16 protein-coding genes and 1 pseudogene are annotated in these 14,900 nt (G+C 60.8%); 7 read left to right on the top strand and 10 right to left on the bottom strand.

Annotated features, from left to right (window positions below):
* Positions 1-195: 195 nt before the first annotated feature.
* A pseudogene (locus AC1RLU_RS16075) lies at positions 196-579 on the bottom strand (restriction endonuclease); the annotation flags it as partial.
* A 124-nt stretch (positions 580-703) separates the two neighbouring features.
* Positions 704-1,024 carry a hypothetical protein gene (locus tag AC1RLU_RS16080; RefSeq protein ID WP_492796714.1) on the bottom strand — a complete coding sequence of 107 codons (321 nt, stop codon included), beginning with the start codon at positions 1,022-1,024 and terminating at the stop codon, positions 704-706.
* A 131-nt stretch (positions 1,025-1,155) separates the two neighbouring features.
* On the opposite strand from AC1RLU_RS16080, the gene AC1RLU_RS16085 reads away from it, so the two are divergent.
* The 5 genes from AC1RLU_RS16085 (at position 1,156) to AC1RLU_RS16105 (ending at position 6,662) form a co-directional block, all read left to right on the top strand.
* Positions 1,156-2,370 carry a hypothetical protein gene (locus AC1RLU_RS16085; RefSeq protein ID WP_492796716.1) on the top strand — a complete coding sequence of 405 codons (1,215 nt, stop codon included), beginning with the start codon at positions 1,156-1,158 and terminating at the stop codon, positions 2,368-2,370.
* 107 nt (positions 2,371-2,477) lie between these two features.
* Positions 2,478-3,461, top strand: coding sequence for a 3'-5' exonuclease (locus AC1RLU_RS16090; protein WP_492796959.1), 984 nt, complete (start codon positions 2,478-2,480; stop codon positions 3,459-3,461).
* 173 nt (positions 3,462-3,634) lie between these two features.
* Positions 3,635-5,188 carry a TerC family protein gene (locus AC1RLU_RS16095; RefSeq protein ID WP_492796717.1) on the top strand — a complete coding sequence of 518 codons (1,554 nt, stop codon included), beginning with the start codon at positions 3,635-3,637 and terminating at the stop codon, positions 5,186-5,188.
* Positions 5,189-5,302: 114 nt separating this feature from the next.
* Positions 5,303-5,767: an Rrf2 family transcriptional regulator gene (locus AC1RLU_RS16100; RefSeq protein ID WP_492796719.1), complete on the top strand. Its 465-nt coding sequence runs from the start codon at positions 5,303-5,305 to the stop codon at positions 5,765-5,767.
* Entirely contained in the window at positions 5,757-6,662 is a 906-nt protein-coding gene (locus AC1RLU_RS16105) for an NAD(P)/FAD-dependent oxidoreductase (protein WP_492796721.1), read from the top strand. The genes AC1RLU_RS16100 and AC1RLU_RS16105 overlap by 11 nt, the downstream gene beginning before the upstream one ends.
* Positions 6,663-6,742: 80 nt before the next feature.
* On the opposite strand, the gene AC1RLU_RS16110 is transcribed toward AC1RLU_RS16105, so the two are convergent.
* Entirely contained in the window at positions 6,743-7,624 is an 882-nt protein-coding gene (locus AC1RLU_RS16110) for a LysR family transcriptional regulator (protein ID WP_492796722.1), read from the bottom strand.
* Positions 7,625-7,814: 190 nt separating this feature from the next.
* Here AC1RLU_RS16110 and AC1RLU_RS16115 point away from each other — a divergent pair, with 190 nt between their 5' ends.
* Positions 7,815-8,744, top strand: a complete 930-nt coding sequence (locus AC1RLU_RS16115) for an AEC family transporter (RefSeq protein WP_492796724.1) — start codon at positions 7,815-7,817, stop codon at positions 8,742-8,744.
* 65 nt (positions 8,745-8,809) lie between these two features.
* Here the strand turns inward: AC1RLU_RS16115 and AC1RLU_RS16120 are convergent, their stop codons facing one another.
* The 3 genes from AC1RLU_RS16120 to AC1RLU_RS16130 are packed head-to-tail and all read right to left on the bottom strand — an operon-like array spanning position 8,810 to position 10,020.
* Positions 8,810-9,541: an SOS response-associated peptidase gene (locus tag AC1RLU_RS16120; protein ID WP_492796726.1), complete on the bottom strand. Its 732-nt coding sequence runs from the start codon at positions 9,539-9,541 to the stop codon at positions 8,810-8,812.
* Between the two features lie 12 nt (positions 9,542-9,553).
* On the bottom strand, positions 9,554-9,775 hold the full coding sequence (locus tag AC1RLU_RS16125; protein ID WP_492796727.1) for a hypothetical protein: 222 nt from the start codon (positions 9,773-9,775) through the stop codon (positions 9,554-9,556).
* A complete protein-coding gene (locus tag AC1RLU_RS16130; protein ID WP_492796729.1) occupies positions 9,775-10,020 on the bottom strand; it encodes a hypothetical protein in 246 nt (81 codons plus the stop codon). Before AC1RLU_RS16130 ends, AC1RLU_RS16125 begins: the two co-directional genes overlap by 1 nt.
* A gap of 265 nt (positions 10,021-10,285) precedes the next feature.
* On the opposite strand from AC1RLU_RS16130, the gene AC1RLU_RS16135 reads away from it, so the two are divergent.
* Entirely contained in the window at positions 10,286-11,458 is a 1,173-nt protein-coding gene (locus AC1RLU_RS16135) for a GAF domain-containing sensor histidine kinase (RefSeq protein ID WP_492796731.1), read from the top strand.
* Here the strand turns inward: AC1RLU_RS16135 and AC1RLU_RS16140 are convergent.
* The 4 genes from AC1RLU_RS16140 to AC1RLU_RS16155 all read right to left on the bottom strand — a co-directional run bounded on the left by AC1RLU_RS16140 (position 11,438) and on the right by AC1RLU_RS16155 (position 14,619).
* Positions 11,438-11,806: a response regulator gene (locus tag AC1RLU_RS16140; protein WP_492796732.1), complete on the bottom strand. Its 369-nt coding sequence runs from the start codon at positions 11,804-11,806 to the stop codon at positions 11,438-11,440. The two genes, AC1RLU_RS16135 and AC1RLU_RS16140, sit on opposite strands and share 21 nt — an antisense overlap.
* A 113-nt stretch (positions 11,807-11,919) precedes the next feature.
* A complete protein-coding gene (locus AC1RLU_RS16145; RefSeq protein ID WP_492796734.1) occupies positions 11,920-12,132 on the bottom strand; it encodes a hypothetical protein in 213 nt (70 codons plus the stop codon).
* A gap of 112 nt (positions 12,133-12,244) precedes the next feature.
* On the bottom strand, positions 12,245-12,550 hold the full coding sequence (locus AC1RLU_RS16150) for a hypothetical protein (protein ID WP_492796736.1): 306 nt from the start codon (positions 12,548-12,550) through the stop codon (positions 12,245-12,247).
* Positions 12,547-14,619, bottom strand: coding sequence for an ATP-dependent helicase (locus AC1RLU_RS16155; protein ID WP_492796737.1), 2,073 nt, complete (start codon positions 14,617-14,619; stop codon positions 12,547-12,549). The genes AC1RLU_RS16150 and AC1RLU_RS16155 overlap by 4 nt, the downstream gene beginning before the upstream one ends.
* Positions 14,620-14,900: the final 281 nt, after the last annotated feature.

Consider the following 14,900-nt stretch of genomic DNA (forward strand, 5'->3'; position numbering starts at 1 on the left):
TTTGACCTTGCGTTTCGTTGTCACGACGCTACGCGTCGCGGCGCGCATACTGCGGCGCCGGGTCTGAAGTGAAATCCCGAAATAGGCGAACAGCAGATGGTCGTTCTTGGGCTGGAAAAGCTGATCCTCCAGTTCACCTTTCCCCCAAAGATGAGCTTCGGCGATGCCCAACTCCCTGATCTTCTCGCGAAAGGCGTCCCGCGCCTTCTTTGAGAAGTCACAGGCGGCCACGAAGACCAATCCGGCCAGCAACCCAACCGGAACGTCGGCAAGATACTTGACCAACTGCGACGGCCCGATCGCGCGCTCGCGCTTGCATTGGACAAGCCACTGACGATCGGGCCCGAACTCCCCGCCTCTTTCACCTTCGGCCTCTTCGTCGGCTTCCTCCACGATGGCTTCACCCCGCTCCCAGGCGCGAGCATCGAAACCGTCGTCGCCCCCGGATCTGCCGGTCGCTTCGATCTGGGTCCAGTCCTTGAAATCATAAAGGAGCTGACGCACCAGATCCTCGAATCTGTGCGGCTCAAGGTCCTCGAGGTGGAGAGGTCCGAGAGTTCGAGAAGTTACCGGAGGCATGTGCGCACCGTACCCGGCATGGAACGACGCCGAGAGGTCGTCGTTAAGGCTCGATCGAGACGATCAGCTTCCAAAAGAGTCGAGCGCATTTCTCCAACGCCCGAAAACTCCGAGCTTATTCGGATCAACCATACGTGTGCAGATGGCATCTCGCCTTCCTGTGGAGTTCCTGCCAGGTGCGCGAATCTACTTGAGATGATTCGACCATATTTCCGCACAAGGCACCTGTCTGGGTTTTCGCCGCGCATAGTGGCGCGCCCTGCCGTGCCATCCATTCGCGATACTCGGCGAGTTCCAACCCAAAATGACGGGCCGCGAACTCGTCTGGGTGCGCCTGATAGAAATCTCTCTCGGCTTCGGTGAGGAAAACCGACTTCTGTCCTTGCGGTGTCAGGAGGTCTGCGTAGTACCCGATGCGTCCCGTGTTGATGCGAGGTTGATCCATGGAATTTCCCGCTTATGTGGGGTCGATTAGGCGTCAGTCCAGCGACTCGGGGCGTCTACTGCTTACCGTGCATTTTGACATTCTTTGACGGGTGAACAACTCCGGGCAGGCAGCAATTTGGGACGGCGTGGATGATCATTAGGGAGTATGCCGCCTGCACCGAGTGCGAAACGCCGCATATGTTGCGCATCGGCATTGGACATGAGCGCGTCGAAGCTCATCAGTTTGCCTGCACTGGTTGCGGTCTTGAAATGGGCGTTCGACTGGAACGTGGCGTGGGCCTAACCTTCGGACCCAACGCCCTCCAAATCGAGCAGGACAACGCCGCTGCCGTGGTTAACCTGCATTCGTCATTCGTATTCACGAAGGACGAACTCACAAGCCCTCGCGCGTTCCCGAGCATAGATTTCGGAACGGACATGATCCGGGCAGCCGAAGATGCCCGGGTGAAGGCGGGCCTACCTCGAGATTTGCCCAGTCTCTCACACGACCGATTGCATCGTGCTCCGATCACCGAGGAATGGGAGCATCTTCGTGCTGCATGGTCGCTCAGTCGAAATGAAAAGCACGATCTCGCTCAGAAGCGCCTTGCCGGGTTCATCCCTGGGGCTGGCTATTTCGAACCTCCGGAGAGTTTGGAAGATTGGATATTTCAATTCGTCGGAGGTCTAACCCAACCGCATTTTGAGCAGCACTTTGAAGGCCTTGTCGAGCAGCTTAAGATCGCGAAAGACAAGGACGATTTCCGGCGCTTCATGGCGCACTACGCGAAGCTGATGAGCACTGCGCACGTGCGGCGCTACTTCGAGGCATGCAAGACATATCTCAATGCCTTCACGGAATTGTCACAGGTCCACCGCCTCGTTACGGCGAACATCGAGATCGGCGATGATCACGCTGCGGCATCAACTAACTTCGATGCCACCCGTATGATCTACGGCGACATTTTCGAAGCGTTCGGCGACAACGTCGAGATCCTAGTGGCTCTCAACAACTTGGTCGAGGACCGACCATTCGATCAGCTCCGCAACATCACGCTCGCTGCGTTCCAACACAGTGATAAGGCAGGGCGCTGTAAGGCTATTGCCGAGAACGCGGATATGGCGGCCGTTTGCACTGAGTTCGATAATCAGATTCGTAACGCGTCCCACCACGGCGACATGACTTTCGATCGCGGCAAGGGAACGATGGAGTATCGGTCCGGGAAGGGCGGCAACGGTGAGGTTCGAACCATGGGGTACGCGAGCTATCTCGCGCGCTCATCGCGGCTGTTCATTCAGCTTATGCTGCTGTTCCGCCTCGAAATCCTGTTGGCAAACCAGTTCGGTGATCGACCTCTGATCTAAAAAATCGCGACTTTTGTACCTCGATGGAGAACCTTGGGGCGCGGCAAGCCAAGAGACCACTGCTGGCAGTTGGCGACGAGAAAAACGGTTAGGGTCGCGGCATGAAGATGGCATCCACCCAGATCGACCTTTTCGACGACGCGCCGGGCTACCGGCAGACACCGCGACCAACGCCGAGGAAACGCAGGTCCGATAACGCTCCCTTGCCATCCGGCGATGATGAGGAGTTTGCCCGAAGGCTGGAGGAGACCGGGCGCTTCAAGATACTACGGAAGCTTGTTCCCCGCCGGATCGTCCCCCGGAAGGAGAGCGCGTTCCCGAACCTGGCGGTGCTGGTTGACACCGAGACCACCGGTTTGATCCACACTCGTGACGAAATCATCGAAATCGGTGCGGTTGCCTTCACCTATGACGACGAGGGCACGATCGGCGATGTCGTCGACGTCTACGGCGCTCTGCGCCAGCCATCGGAGCCGATCCCCGCGGAGATTACCAGGCTGACGGGCATCACGGACAGCATGGTTGCCGGTCAGGAAATCGATGTCGCGGCGGTCGACGCACTCGTCGAACCTGCCGATCTCGTTATCGCCCACAATGCTGCTTTCGATCGTCCGTTTTGCGAGGCACTTTCGCCAGCCTTCGCATCGAAGGCCTGGGCATGCTCCGTGACGGAAATCCGGTGGGCGGATCTGGGCTTCGAAGGCAACAAGCTCGGGTATCTCGTCGGTCAGTCCGGCCTGTTCCATGAAGGGCATCGCGCAACCGATGACTGCCACGCCCTCCTGGAGGTGCTGGCGCGGCCAGCAGGGCCAAATGGGTCGCGACCCTTCGCAGAGCTATTGCGATCGAGCGCGCAGAGCCGGATCCGCATCTTCGCGGAGAATGCGCCCTTCGACATGAAGGACCATCTCAAAGCGAGGGGCTACCGATGGTCTGACGGGAGCGACGGCAGGCCGAAGGCCTGGTGGATCGAGGTCGACGAGGGTCTCTACGACGCGGAGCTCCGCTATCTGAGGACTGATATCTATTGCTGGGAGGACGCAGAACCGCTGACCTTGCGACTTTCCGCCTTCGATCGGTTTCGCGCGTGACTGGGGCTATGAAGCTAATTGCCACTTATTCGGAAGTTAGCTTCTGACTCGTCTTTGATTTATGCCCCCAAAAAGCGCCACGCTGGATTTTTGCATAGTCGTTCGCTATGCATCGGCTGTTGTAACCGCATGTTTGATGATGAGGAGGCAGGGCCTCGGGCCCGTGATCGCTAATGATCTTCGAATGGATGGCTGATCCCGCGGCTTGGGCGGGGCTGCTAACCCTGATCGTTCTTGAGATCGTCCTCGGTATCGACAATCTCGTCTTCATCGCGATTCTCGCCGACAAGCTGCCAGAACATCAACGGGATAGGGCCCGCTTTATCGGCCTGTCGCTCGCGTTGATCATGCGCCTCGCCCTGTTGGCGTCGGTCGCCTGGATCGTCACGCTCACACAGCCACTCTTCACCGCGCTTGGGACCGAAATCTCATGGCGCGACGTCATCCTGATCGTCGGCGGCGTGTTCCTCATCTTCAAGGGAACGATGGAGTTGCACGAACGCCTGGAAGGCGGGCACATCCACGAGCAGAAGGGCGCGGCAAACGCGGTGTTCTGGCACGTCATCGCGCAGATTGTGGTGCTGGATGCGGTCTTTTCCCTAGACAGCGTGATAACGGCAGTGGGGATGGTCCGGGAGCTGTCGATTATGGCGATCGCCGTGGTGGTCGCAGTTGGCGTGATGATGCTGGCGAGCAAACCGCTCATGGCTTTCGTCTCCCGCCACCCGACTGTCGTCATCCTTTGTCTGGGCTTCCTACTGATGATCGGCTTCAGTCTGGTCGTCGAAGGGCTCGGCTTCCATATTCCCAAGGGCTACCTCTATGCGGCGATCGGGTTCTCGATCCTGATCGAGGCAGCAAACCAGATCGGCCGCCGCAATGTCGTACGCCGCGTGTCGACGATGGACCTCCGCAGCCGCACGGCGGGAGCCGTGCTCCGCCTGCTGCGCGGGGGCAACGAGAGCGTTCGGGGCCCGGAGGAAATGGCGGCGCTGGTTTCGACGGAGGGGGATCGGCCAGCATTCACAGCACAGGAGAGCTCGATGATCGAGCGCGTGCTGACGCTTGCGGATCGCCCCGTCCGGGCGATCATGATTCCACGCGTCGACGTGGTGCAGCTCCACATCGAGGATTCGATTGACGAGATATTGCGCACCGTTCGAGACAGTGGCCGTTCACGGTTTCCGCTTTTCCGCGGCGATGATGAGATCGTTGGCGTGCTGCACGCCAAGGACATGCTCGATGTCGCAGGCCAAAAGCTGGATCTCACCAGCTTGGCTCGGCAGCCGATCTACGTCATCGAAACGGCCTCGGTTCCATCGCTGCTGGAGCAGTTCCAGGCATCATCGGTGCATATGGCGATCGTCATCGACGAGCACGGCTCTTTCGAAGGCGTGGTCACGCCCACGGATATTCTCATCGCTATCGCGGGCGATTTGCCCGAGCTTGCGGGAGACGAGGTGCCCTACGTCAGTGCTGGCGCGGATGGGAACTGGTTTGTCGACGGGCGTACTCCGATCCATGAACTGGAACAGGCGCTGAAGACCAGCTTTCCCGAGGAAGCCGATGTAACTACAGCCGCGGGTCTGGTTTTGGCCAGGCTCGGCCATCTTCCGGAGCGCGGAGAACACGTTCAGATCGGGGAGTGGCACGTCGAGGTTGTCGAGGTCGCTAATCGCCGGATCGTGGCTCTGCGCTTGAAGGAGCTTGCTGATTTCGCTGGCTGAGCTGAACGGCGTGCTGGGCGTCTATCCTCGCTTGGCTGTGTCCGCTTGCGACTTGAAGCGGACGTGAAATCGTTGGGGTTGACGCGCGCCATCTCATGTAACATCATTTGCTACATGAGACGCGACAGCCGCCTTTCCGGCATCCTCCATGTGCTGCTTCACATGGCCGAGGAACAAAGGCCGATCACCTCGGAGGTATTGGCCACCGCCATGCAAACTAACCCAGCCGTCGTGCGCCGGGTGATGGCAGGGCTGCGTGATGCAGGCTTTGTCCGATCCGAGCGGGGACACGGCGGCGGCTGGACCATCGCGCGCAAGCTACATGAGATCACGCTCCGCGACATCTACATCGCGCTCGGCTCGCCAGAACTCCTCGCCATGGGCAACCGGACGGACGCGCCGGGCTGCCTCGTCGAGCAGGCCGTGAACGCAGCTCTCGAAGAGAGCTTTCGCGAGGCCGAGGCGCTGCTGCTGGAGCGGTTCGGCCGCGTCACGCTCGCCGCTCTAAGCGCCGATTTCCATGCCCGCCTCGCCGACCGAGGAGATACCCTTACCCTGGAGCAAGCCCATGCGGTTTGACGCGATCGTAGTAGGAGGCAGCTTCGCCGGACTGTCGGCAGCTACCTACATCGCCCGAGGACGCCGCTCCGTCTGCGTGATTGACATGGGCGCTCCCAGGAACCGCTTCGCGGCGGCGTCCCACGGTTTCTTTGGTCAGGACGGGCGCGATCCGTTGACGATGATCGCGAATGCGCGTGCGCAACTTGCGGCTTATCCGCAGGTGACGTTCGTGTCGGGCGAGGCAGTCGATGCCCAGGCCGGACGGGACTTCACCATCACCCTCGCCAGTGGGGAGACCTTGAACGCTGATCGTCTCGTTCTCGCCTTTGGCATTTCGGACGTGCTCCCCGACCTGCCCGGCCTCGCCGAGCGATGGGGCAAGAGCGTGTTGCACTGCCCCTACTGTCATGGATATGAGTTCGCCGAGCGAAGGCTGGGTGTGCTTGCTGTGTCGCTGATGTCCGCACATCAAGCGTTGCTTATTGCCGAGTGGGGGCCAACGACCCTCTTTCTGAACGGCGCCGAGATGCCGGACGAGTCAACGCACAAGCGGCTCGCTGAGCGAGGTGTCGCGATCGAGCCCGCTCCGTTGGCCGCCCTCACTGGGGACGGTGAGATGCTGTCGGGCGTGCGGCTCAAGGACGGTCGGACGGTGGCTGTTGATGCCCTTTACCTCGCCCCGGGTTCATGCCTGAATAGTCCGCTGGCGGAACGGCTGGGTTGCGCGCTGGACGATGGGCCGTTCGGCCCAATGATTCGTACAGATAGCACCAAGCTAACGACGGTGGCAGGCGTCTACGCTGCGGGCGACATCGCACGTGCGCCCCACAGCGTGAGTTGGGCCACGGCCGACGGTGTGACGGCGGGCGTGGCCGCGCATCAGTCCCTCGTGTTCGCGAGTTCAGCGGCCTGACCACGCGCAACTGCCGTCGCATCCGCCTTCGACTGATTGCAATCATGCACGTCACGCGCCCTGCAAAGCGCCGGACGATCCTAGGGTGCGGCGGGCGCTCCGAATTCAGTAAGGGTCTGCGCAAGCGCGGCAGCAATTCGGCTTGCCTGATGGGTTTGGTGCTGAAGCAGCACAATTTTCCGGCGCAACTGGGGTTCGCCAAATGGCAAGCAATAGGCGGGAAGCCCGCGCTGGACCTCGTCAGATAGCGGTAGGACCGCAGCGCCTAGACCGCTCTCTACCATCTTCAGGATCACCTCCTGGCTATCGAGAACCATCTCTTCACGGACGTTGATCCGTTGCCGCCTAAGTTCTCGCTCGATTACCCTTCCAGCCCACGCGCGGCTATCAAACCGAATAAAGGGCAAGTCAGAGAGCAGGTCTCGTTGGTCTCGGCCCTCGTATTTGGCTGGCGCGACAAGCCAGAACCGATCTTCGAAGAGCGGCGTCCAGCTTAGGTCGGTGGGATGGGGTTTCACCGGCTCGGTCGTCACGGCTGCGTCCAATTCGCCGGTCGACACCTTGAGGGCCAGCTCCGCTGACATCCCCGCTTCGACATGGATGCGGACCCGTGGATGGGCACGGTTGAGCGCCAAAAGGGCGGAAGGGAGAACGCCCGACAGCACTGTCTGTATGGCGCCGAGTCGCAGCCGACCAGCCAGGGAGTGCTCATCGCTGAGAGCCTCCGCAATCTGGTCATAGAGGGTGAGCACCTCTTCCGATTTCGCGAGAATGACCTTGCCAGCGTCCGTAAGCGTGGGAAGGCGACGCGAGCGATCGAACAGTTGGACGTCAAACTCTTGCTCCAGTGATTTCACCTGCAAGCTGACGGCCGATGGTGTGAGGCCGACGATTTCGCCCGCTCGCGAAAACGAGCCGTGCCGAGCGATGGCCTGAAGAGTCCGAAGGGCACGCAGCGACATCGCGTTTACCTATGAGAAATTCTCAATTGAACGACGAAGATTAAGCATTTTTGCTCGCCGTTCAAAGCGGGTAGTGCATCGCCACCCGTTGCTGCGAGGCTTCCATGAACGCCCCGATATCCTTCACGATAGACACCGCGCTTCTTGTCGATGGATGTCTTCGCATCGTCACGGCTTCGGGATCCGAAACGTGACGCGCGATGTCTTGATGGCGCTGCTGCCGATCATCGTTTTGATCGGGTTGGGGATCGTGCTGCGCCTGAGGCATTTCCTCAACGCCAGCTTTTGGCCCCTGGCAGAGCGGCTTGGCTACTATGTTCTCCTGCCTTGCTTGTTCTTCCACGGGCTCGCGATGGCTCGCCTCGATGCCCTGCCGGTTCGTGAACTCGCTCTGACGTTGATTTTCTCGACCGTTGCCGTGTCCGCGTTGGTGATGGCGGTCCGGCCGCTGTTGCGCTTGGACGGGCCCGCGTTCACCTCGGTGTTTCAGGGAAGCGTCCGCTTCAACAACTATGTCGGTGTCACGCTGGCTTCGGGATTGTTCGGAGCGAAGGGCATCGCTTTGGCGGCGATCTGCAACGCTGCGATTGTTCCAACCGTCAATGTTCTCTGTGTTCTCGTGTTCGCCCGACATGGGTCCGCCAAACTCACCGGGCGAGGCATCCTCAAGCAGCTAGTGACGAACCCGCTGGTGGTCGCCTCACTCGCGGGGATCGCCTTTCAGTTCACAGGGCTTGGCATTCCAGCCGGTATCGAACCGGCGATGCGCTCCTTGGGTTCAGCGTCGTTGCCCTTAGGCCTGCTGTGTGTCGGTGCGGCTCTGGACTTCAGTGCGGCGCGCCGATGGGTAGGGCCAGTGGCCTCGTCTTCGGCCATGAAGTTCGTCGCAATGCCGATTGCGACTATCGCGTTTGCCGTGCTGTTAGGATTGTCAGGACCGGCGCTGACAACAGCCTTGCTGTTTCAGGCCCTACCAACGGCATCATCAGCCTACATCATGGCTCGCCAGTTGGGCGGCGACGCCCCCCTGATGGCCGGGATAACCGCAACCCAGACAGTCCTCGCTATGGTTGCTATTCCGATCGTGCTGATCGGTCTCGGTCCGCTGATCGGCTTGTAGAGCGCGAAAGGGGGCCTTTACGACTACCAATGCGTCTAAGCATCCCGCAGGGTACCTGTGATTGATCAAAACAAATCGCCCTGCGGCGATGCTTGGTCAGGGGCGGGCTGCAAGGCCTCCGACACACTTTCGATAGGCTGAGCTGTAGCGGGATCGTCGTCGCCGACCTTGCCGTTGTTCATCCTGCTGCTGACGATCCACTCGCGAAGCTCGGGTGGGGGCTGGTCCAGGAGTTCCTTCCCACCCGTTCCATCCAACCAGGCATCGAAGTCCCTGGAATGCAGCATAGCGGGCATCCTATGGTGGATGGCTGACATCCACTTGTCGGCATCCCGGGTGATGATCGTGCAGGATACAATTTCTTCGCCCGTTGCCGGATCGGTCCATCGATCCCAGAGACCCGCGAACGCCAGCAACCCGCCGTCGGCTGCGCTGATCCGATGCGGGACCTTCTCGCCTTTCACGCCCGTCCACTCGTAGAACGCGCTCGCGGGAATGATGCAGCGCCGCTTGACGAAGGCCGAGCGAAACATCGCGCTGTCGCTCATTCGGTCGGAGCGAGCATTATGGGTCGACCCGACCTCCGAAACGGTCTTCTTCCACCATGCCGGAACCAGGCCCCAGCGGGCCTTCCGAAGTTCCCGCCCCGCCTCGGTCTTCACGATGATGTCGATGTCGGTGGTCGGTGCGATGTTGTAGCGGGCCTGAAGGTTCGGCCGATCCGCGGGCACGGTCAGTGGCTGACTGAACGCGACGATCTCTTCCCAGGTGTAGGCTTGGCTGAAACGTCCGCACATCGGGTGCTGCCCCTATTGAATGGGAGAAATCTTGGCCTGCTCCTCGTTGGCCTTCGCGAGGAAGGCTTCGAGCTTGGCCAGCAACCCGAGGCTGAAGACCAGATTCATGACCTGGCCGCCGGCCATCTCCAGGCTGATCATGGTTTCTCCCCGAGGATCGGTCGTTATCGCCACCTGCCTCACGTCAACGACGTCGAGATCGATTTCAGGCAACTCGGCAGGCTTCTTCGCCATCAATCCCGGTCCGTGGTCGGTCGCCATAACTCATCCGGTGCGCGCTCCCCGGTCACTTGTTCCTCGGCTATGCGGTCGGCTTGAAGCTCGGCCTCGATACGCGCGACCTCAAGGAAATACGCGAGGGTACCGAAGCCGCGTGCATCGGCATCGGTCTTTAGGGCGATGATGCGTTCGAGCAGATCACCGACACGACGAAGGGGAACGCGCGGAACGCCAGAGCTGAGCCGAACCACATCCGTCAACGCGCTCTCCATCCTCAGTCGGGGTATCCGGCATTGCCGCACGACCCAAGGCGATTCATGGACACCTTAGCTTCCAACAAATAGCCTAGCTTCATATCAGAAAGAGCGGTGCTGCGGGCTCGATCCGGAGTTGCTGAACGCCAGCACCAGTCGACTTCCTGGCCGTCGTGCTGAGTTCGATCCACTCTGCGCCGATCTTTTGACATTGCGGCTGGAAAAGGGTCGATGATAGGCCGCCAGATCGGCGCGCTTCCGAGACCATCTCTTGCACGACTTTCAGAGTGATATCGACACGATTTCCAGGATCGACGCCGTGCCGACGATCCTTGACGTCGTCTGCCGGACGACGGGAATGGGTTTCGCGGCTGTGGCCCGCGTGACCGAAACGCGCTGGGTCGCATGTGGTGTTCGCGACCTGATCGATTTTGGCTTGGAGCCGGGCGGCGAACTCAAGGTCGAAACCACGATCTGTAATGAGATCCGTGACAATCGCCAGGTCGTGGTCATCGACAACGTCGCGGAAGACCCAATCTACTGCACCCATCACACTCCGGCGATGTATGGTCTGCAAAGCTACATATCGATGCCCATCATTCTCCCGAGCGGCGAGTTCTTCGGGACGCTTTGCGCCATCGATCCAAAACCCAAGAAACTAAATAGCCCCGAGACGCTTGGCATGTTCAAGCTCTTTGCCGAACTGATAGCGTTCCATTTGGATGCGCATCGGCAACTGAAAGACAGCCGCGATCGGCTCGATATTGAGGAACACAAGAGCGAGTTGCGCGAGCAGTTCATCGCAGTTCTCGGACACGATCTTCGCAACCCGCTGGCGTCGTTCACCGCGGGCACGCGCTTGCTGGGCAAGGAGCCACAGACGCCGAAGGCTCAGGAGATCCTGCGCCATCTTCTGAATACGACGAGCCGGATGAGCCTGCTGGTCGAGAATATGCTCGACTTCGCCCGTGGCAGGCTTGGCGGAGGCATCACAATCGACACCGCCGAGGAACGTTCGGTGGTCCAGACGATCGACCAGGTGATCAACGAAGCTAGAACTGCCTCGCCCGATCGCGTGATCGCTTTTGAGCAAGCCTTGTCGGCGCCCATCCGAGCCGACCATGCCCGCATCGCCCAGATGTTCGGAAATCTCCTCGGAAATGCGATCTCGCATGGATCTTCGGAAAAGCCCATCAAGGTCGAAGCGATTGCGACCGAAGACGAGTTCCGACTGTCCGTCGCCAACGCCGGTGCGAGAATTCCCGCAGATCTGCTGAGCAGGCTGTTCCAGCCATACTTCCGCGGAAGTCAGAACAGGCGCGAAGGGCTCGGTCTGGGACTGTATATCGCCTCGGAAATCGCGAAAGCCCATGGTGGACGCATTGACGTCTCATCTAGCGACGAGGAGACGAAATTCACTTTCTCAATGCCGCTGATCAGATAGAGCGCGCTCGACCGCGTCGCTGACCTGGAAGGGAGTATAGGGCTTTGAAAGGAAACGCGCGCAGGAAGGCAATTGTCCGGGCTGCGGGCGTGCTCGGCCCGAAACGATAACGATGCCCATGGGAGGCCATCGGTTTCGTACTAGGGCCGAAAGCGCCAGCCCGTCCATTGATCCCGGCATTTCGATATCGGTGAAGATCAGTGCGATATCGTCGCGCTGCTCCAGATGCTCCAGAGCCTTGTCGGCGGTAGCGGCTTCCAGAACGCGGTATCCCGCCTCCTGAAACATGTCGACCGCGTCCATTCTTATAAACTCATCGTCTTCAACGACGAGAATGAGCTGTTTCACGAACTGACTTTCGACAGGCGGAACCCCAGAGCTGAACCATGCTACCGGACACTCTGTTCCAATTATTAAAAGCGCCGCCGCGCTGCTGAGCGCAGTATCGCTGGAGATCTCGGTTAGCCTTCGCGGTATCGCCGGAGCGCTCTTTCGACCAGGTCATCCTCGTCGTTCGCGATGATGGCGAACGAAGCGACGATGTAAGCCAGACGGGTGCGTTCTCGCTCACGCTCCCCTTCATCAACATTCGGCTTGATGGTCCGCCAAGCTTCCTCCAACGCAGCTTGAGCGCGCGCCAGATCGACTGGATCAGTGAGTGATGAAAATGGCACTCCTTCCTCCCGAATAGCTGGAAAACGACTGTGATCTAAGGGCGCCCCGAGGCCCCGCAATTGGCGGTCCGATCGGAAAGCGACGTCGGTAGAATTCTTCCGGCTGCCAGTTCTAGTCAGGGTATTCGGTCGCCGCGCGGTCATAGAAGGCATCATCATCGGCATCGGCGGCAAGGGACGTAGCGACTTCATCCGCGGGAATGATCCGCCCACCGTGATAGTGGCGGAATGCGCGGACGAATTTCTCCTCGGTGAAGCAGATCCGCATCCGTCCGACTGGGCCGAGCGAGGAGCCAATGCGGTAAGGGATTTCCCACTCTGCCAGCCATGTTTCGACGGCGCGAAGCTTCATGTCGAACCCGGCCCGGGGAACTTCGATCTCGATATGATGAGGCCAGGCATCGGCCTGACCGATCATCGCCACATCCCGCGCATCTTGGCCCGTACATCGATCTTGGCGCCGCCGCTCTGTGCGCGGCCGGATTCCGCCTCTGAGACGACCGGCCAGGCGATCCGCTCGAAATGACCGAGCAAGCCATTCGGGATGAAGCGCGTTCGGTTGGCGTAGACGTGACGGTCTCCGGTCCCCGATTGGCCGGACGTGAAGAAGCGCTGCGGCACCATGAGATGCAGGTCGTCCTTCGCTCGCGTCATTGCAACATAGAGCAGGCGCCGCTCCTCCTCGATCTCGTCCCTCGACCCGGTCCCCAGATCGATCGGAAGGCAGCCGTCGACGGTGTTCAAGACGAAGACGGACTTCCATTCCTGTCCCTTGGCCGAATGTATCGTCGAAAGGATCAGATAATCCTCATCGAGGTGCGGTACCCCGGCCTGGTCGCTCGTGGCATCCGGCGGATCCAACGTAAGCTCGGTCAGGAAGCGCTCCCGGGAGGGATACCCACTGGCGATCTGCTCCAACTGCACGAGATCGGCCTGTCGCGTGGATGCGTCCTCGTGGATGCGTTCGAGATGCGGCTCGTACCAGCGGCGGGCGCGCTCGATCTCACCGGGCCAGCCAGCGCTGCCCGAGCGGATCTCGACGACTGCGGCGATGAACCCGGGCCAGTCTTCGCCGGCGCGCTGTGGGGCAGGGGCGTTCACCAGCGCTTCGATCGGAGCGGCCGCCTGCGCGAGGTGATCGAGGACGCGTTGAGCTGAAGTCGGCCCGACGCCTGGGAGAAGTTGCAGCACGCGGAAACCTGCGACGCGATCACGCGGATTCTCCACAAACCGGAGCACCGCCAGCAGGTCCTTGATATGGGCGCTATCGAGGAACTTTAGCCCTCCGAACTTCACGAACGGAATGTTACGACGGGTCAGTTCGATCTCAAGGGGCCCGCTGTGATGCGACGCCCGAAACAGGACCGCCTGCTGCTTCAGGGTCGAGCCGCCCTCGCGGTTCTCAAGCACCTTCTCGGCGATGAAGCGTGCCTGGTCGGCCTCGTCCCGAACATGCACGAGCTGCGGAGGGGACCCGCTGGCGCGGTCCGTCCAGAGGTTCTTGGTAAAGCGTTCCGTGGCCAAATCGATCACCGCGTTCGCAGCCGACAGGATGGCTTCGGTCGAGCGGTAGTTCTGGTCGAGGGTGACGACCTCGGCGGGAGGCGAGAACGCGGTGGGGAAGTCGAGGATGTTGCGCACCGTCGCGGCGCGGAACGAATAGATCGACTGCGCGTCGTCGCCAACGACCGTCAGTCCCCGGCCATCGGGCTTGAGGGCCAGGAGGATCGAGGACTGGAGGCGGTTTGTGTCCTGGTACTCGTCGACCATCACATGGTCGAAGCGCGAGCCCACATCCGCAGCGATGTCCGGGTCGGTCATCGCCTGCGCCCAGTAGAGAAGCAGGTCGTCGTAATCGAGGACGTTCTGGTTCTGCTTGGCCTCGACATATGCGGCGAAGAGGTCCTTCAGTTCCGCCGCCCAGGCGACGCACCAGGGATAAGACCGGCCGAGGACTTCCTCGATCGGCGCTTCCGCGTTCACGCAGCGCGAATAGATCGCCAGGCAAGTGCCCTTCGTCGGGAAGCGCGCTTCCGTTTTCGAGAAACCGAGCTCGTGCCGGACGAGGTTCATCTGATCGGCGGAATCCTCGCGATCATGGATGGTGAAGGCCGGGTCTAGGCCGAGCTGATCGGCGCAGTCGCGTAGAAGCCGGGCGCCGATGCCGTGGAAGGTGCCCGCCCAGGTGAGGGCGTCGCTCAGGACTCCGGCGCCATCGCCGAGAACCTTCCGCGCGATCCGCTCGACGCGCTTCGACATCTCCGAGGCCGCGCGGCGCGAGAAGGTCATCAACAGGATGCGTCGTGGATCCGCGCCGCTGACCAGCAGGTGCGCGACCCGATGTGCCAACGTGTTGGTCTTACCGGATCCGGCGCCCGCGATGACCAGGAGCGGGGAGGCCGCTACCGATCCGACGCCGTGGACGACAGCGCGCCGCTGCGCCGGATTGAGCGTGTCGAGATAGCTGATTGGGGCGACGGCGTTCATGAGGATCTGCTGGACAGTGATTCGCTCGACCCTACCATGTCGGATGATAGGGGCGCGTCAGGATCGCCGATGCTTGGCATCGCGCGCGGCTCCGCGACCTCGGTACCATGTTCCCCAATAGGTTCCGCGACCGCGATCTCGAGGATCGAAGTCGATCCCGCCCATGATGTCCTTGAAGCGCGAGGCCTGATCGGGGTCCGAGAAGCAAAAGACGCGATATCGCTTGCCGTCGTACGCGACCTCATGGCCACGAGGAGCAAGCGATGACAGCGGTCCGGTGG

Source organism: Allobosea sp. GW822-FHT05A11 (assembly GCF_058800455.1).

Bases quoted from the DNA above. Each gene is read 5' to 3' on its own strand.
- AC1RLU_RS16125 (WP_492796727.1), bottom strand. From the start codon at position 9,775: ATGGCGAAGAAGCCTGCCGAGTTGCCTGAAATCGATCTCGACGTCGTT.
- AC1RLU_RS16085 (WP_492796716.1), top strand. From the start codon at position 1,156: ATGATCATTAGGGAGTATGCCGCCTGCACCGAGTGCGAAACGCCGCAT.
- AC1RLU_RS16105 (WP_492796721.1), top strand. From the start codon at position 5,757: ATGCGGTTTGACGCGATCGTAGTAGGAGGCAGCTTCGCCGGACTGTCG.
- AC1RLU_RS16095 (WP_492796717.1), top strand. From the start codon at position 3,635: ATGATCTTCGAATGGATGGCTGATCCCGCGGCTTGGGCGGGGCTGCTA.
- AC1RLU_RS16080 (WP_492796714.1), bottom strand. From the start codon at position 1,024: ATGGATCAACCTCGCATCAACACGGGACGCATCGGGTACTACGCAGAC.
- AC1RLU_RS16150 (WP_492796736.1), bottom strand. From the start codon at position 12,550: ATGATCGGTCAGGCCGATGCCTGGCCTCATCATATCGAGATCGAAGTT.
- AC1RLU_RS16120 (WP_492796726.1), bottom strand. From the start codon at position 9,541: ATGTGCGGACGTTTCAGCCAAGCCTACACCTGGGAAGAGATCGTCGCG.
- AC1RLU_RS16090 (WP_492796959.1), top strand. From the start codon at position 2,478: ATGGCATCCACCCAGATCGACCTTTTCGACGACGCGCCGGGCTACCGG.
- AC1RLU_RS16110 (WP_492796722.1), bottom strand. From the start codon at position 7,624: ATGTCGCTGCGTGCCCTTCGGACTCTTCAGGCCATCGCTCGGCACGGC.
- AC1RLU_RS16155 (WP_492796737.1), bottom strand. From the start codon at position 14,619: ATGAACGCCGTCGCCCCAATCAGCTATCTCGACACGCTCAATCCGGCG.
- AC1RLU_RS16100 (WP_492796719.1), top strand. From the start codon at position 5,303: ATGAGACGCGACAGCCGCCTTTCCGGCATCCTCCATGTGCTGCTTCAC.